The organism is Cellulomonas cellasea (genome assembly GCF_030372105.1).
Taxonomy (GTDB): domain Bacteria; phylum Actinomycetota; class Actinomycetes; order Actinomycetales; family Cellulomonadaceae; genus Cellulomonas_A; species Cellulomonas_A cellasea_A.
This window is the reverse complement of record NZ_JAUDBQ010000030.1, coordinates 1-2,771: the sequence shown is the minus strand read 5'-3', so window position 1 is coordinate 2,771 and position 2,771 is coordinate 1. Positions and strand designations below refer to the sequence as shown.

1 protein-coding gene is annotated in these 2,771 nt (G+C 67.4%); it reads left to right on the top strand.

All coding sequences use genetic code 11. The features are described from left to right. Positions 1-351 precede the first annotated feature (351 nt). Positions 352-2,771 (top strand): DMSO/selenate family reductase complex A subunit (locus QUV83_RS17605; protein ID WP_289566229.1); only part of this gene is annotated, 2,420 nt, incomplete at its 3' end.

Sequence of the window (2,771 nt, the reverse complement as noted above, 5' to 3'; positions counted from 1 at the left end):
CCCCGCCGAGCCCCGCCCCTCGCGGCGGCGACGGCACGGCGGAGATGGCACGGCGAACGGCCCGCACCCCCACCAGGGTGCGGGCCATTCTTTTATCCTGCCCTCGACGTGGTAATTCTCGATCTTTTTATCCCGCCGCGGGCGTGGCAATGATCGCGAGCGCGATTCGCGGGGCAATACCTCACGAGCTTGTTTCGTATGTGTGCCGCACGAATCGACCATCACGGGTCGAACACGTCGATCACTGGCAGGACCATTGCCCTAGATGGTTTTTCATGTTGGCGCGGACGATTGGGCAATCGATCTCGGTGCACCCCGTAGTACCTGAGAACTGCTCGAAAGGATGCCCCGATGACGACCGTTGGGACGCAAGAGAAGCCACAGGCGGCGGGCTTGCCACGTCGCTCCTTCCTGAAGTGGTCAGGGGCGGCCGGTGGCGGCGCCGTGCTGGTGGGCGCAGGCGCCTCCTTCGGTCTGCTGCCCGGGGTCGGCGCGGCGAACGCGGCCCGGATGAGCCCCGCGGACTCGGGTGACAAGGCCGTGTGGAACGCCTGCCTGGTCAACTGCGGGTCGCGCTGCGCGCTGCGCCTGCACGTCAAGGACGGCACGCTCGTCAAGGTCGGCACCGACGACACCGGCTCGGACAGCCTCGACGGCCCCCAGCTGCGGGCCTGTGTCCGCGGGCGCTCGTTCCGCCACCGCGTCTACAACCCCGACCGCCTCAAGACCCCCATGCGCCGCAAGCCCGGCACCAAGCGCGGCGCGGGCGAGTGGGAGGAGATCTCCTGGGACGAGGCGCTCGACACCATCGCGTCCGAGCACGCCCGCGTCGTCAAGGAGCACGGCCAGGAGGCCGTCTACCTGCAGTACGCGTCGGGCACCGCGGGCGGCAACATCACCAGCGGGTGCTGGAGCAGGCTGCTCTCGCTCGCCGGCGGCTACCTGGGCTACTACGGCAGCTACAGCACCTCGCAGATCACCTACGCGATGCCGTTCACGTACGGCGCGCGCATCGAGTCGAACTCGATCGGCGACACCGTCCACTCGAACCTCGTCATCTACTGGGGCGACAACCCGGTCGAGACGCGCATGAGCGGCGGCGGCAACATGTACAACGCGCAGGTCGCGAAGAAGGACTTCAAGACCCGCACCATCGTCATCGACCCGCGGTACTCCGAGACCGCGCTCGACCTCGCCGACCAATGGATCCCGATCCGCCCGGGCACCGACGCCGCCCTCGTCGCGGCGTGCGCGCACGTGCTCATCACCGAGGACCTCGTCGACCAGGAGTTCCTGGACACGTACTGCGTGGGCTACGACGAGGAGCACATGCCCGAGGGCATCCCCGCCGGCAGCTCCTACAAGAGCTACATCCTCGGCAAGGGCCCCGACGGCACGGTCAAGACGCCCGAGTGGGCGTCGGAGATCACGGGCATCCCGGTCGACGTCATCATCCAGCTCGCCCGCGAGATCGGGACGGCCAAGCCGTGCGCGATCATGCAGGGCTGGGGCCTGCAGCGGCAGGCCAACGGCGAGAACAACTGCCGCGCGGTCATGATGCTCCCGATCCTCACCGGCAACGTCGGCATCCACGGCGGCGGCAACGGGTCGCGTGAGGGCACCATCAAGTTCCCGCTGGCCCGGATGGGGCTCGCCAACCCGATCAAGACCAAGATCTCGTGCTTCATGTGGACCGACGCGATCGAGCGCGGCGCCGAGATGACCGAGATCGCGGACGGCGTGCAGGGCAAGCCGCAGCTCGACGGCCCGATCAAGATGATCATCAACGTCGCGGGCAACGCGATGATCAACCAGCACTCGGACACGACGCGCACGGCCAAGCTCCTCGAGGACGACTCGCTGTGCGAGCTCATCGTCGTCGTCGAGAACCACATGACGTCGTCGGCGCGGTACGCGGACATCCTGCTCCCCGCGACCACGAACGCCGAGGAGGACGACTTCATCGCGAGCGAGTACTCCGGTGACACGGCCTACGCGATGATCGTCGACAAGGCCATCGAGCCGCTGTACGACGCCAAGTCGCACTTCGACATGTGTGTCGAGCTGTCCCGCAAGATGGGCCTCGAAGAGGAGTTCACCGAGGGCCGCACGCTGCAGGAGTGGCGCACCGAGCTCATCGCCCGCACGAAGAAGGACGTCCCGAGCCTTTACAGCGAGCAGGAGTTCCGGGACAAGGGCGTGTTCCGTCTGTCCAACCCGGACGGCACCTTCGTCGCGAGCAAGGCGTTCCGTGAGGACCCTGTCGCGAACCCCCTGACGACCCCCTCCGGGAAGATCGAGATCTTCTCCGAGCGGCTCTGGGAGCGGTCGAAGGTCTGGACGTTCGACGGCGGCAAGAAGGGTGACAAGCTCACCGCCCTGCCGGAGCACGTCCCGACGTGGGAGGGCGCCGAGGAGGCGCTGACCAACGAGAAGTACCCGCTGCAGTGCATCGGGCACCACTACAAGGGCCGGACGCACTCCTCCTACGGGAGCGTCGACTGGCTCATCGAGGCCCACCCGCAGGTCGTGTGGATGAACACGCTCGACGCCCAGGACCGTGGCATCGACAACGACGACGTCGTGCGGGTCTTCAACGACCGCGGCGTGATCCAGCTGCCCGCGCGGGTGACCCCCCGCATCATGCCGGGCGTGCTCTCGGTGCCCCAGGGCGCCTGGTACTCGCCTGACAAGGACGGCGTCGACACCGGTGGGTGCATCAACACGCTGACGGACTGGCACCCGTCCCCGTTGTCCAAGGGGAATCCGCA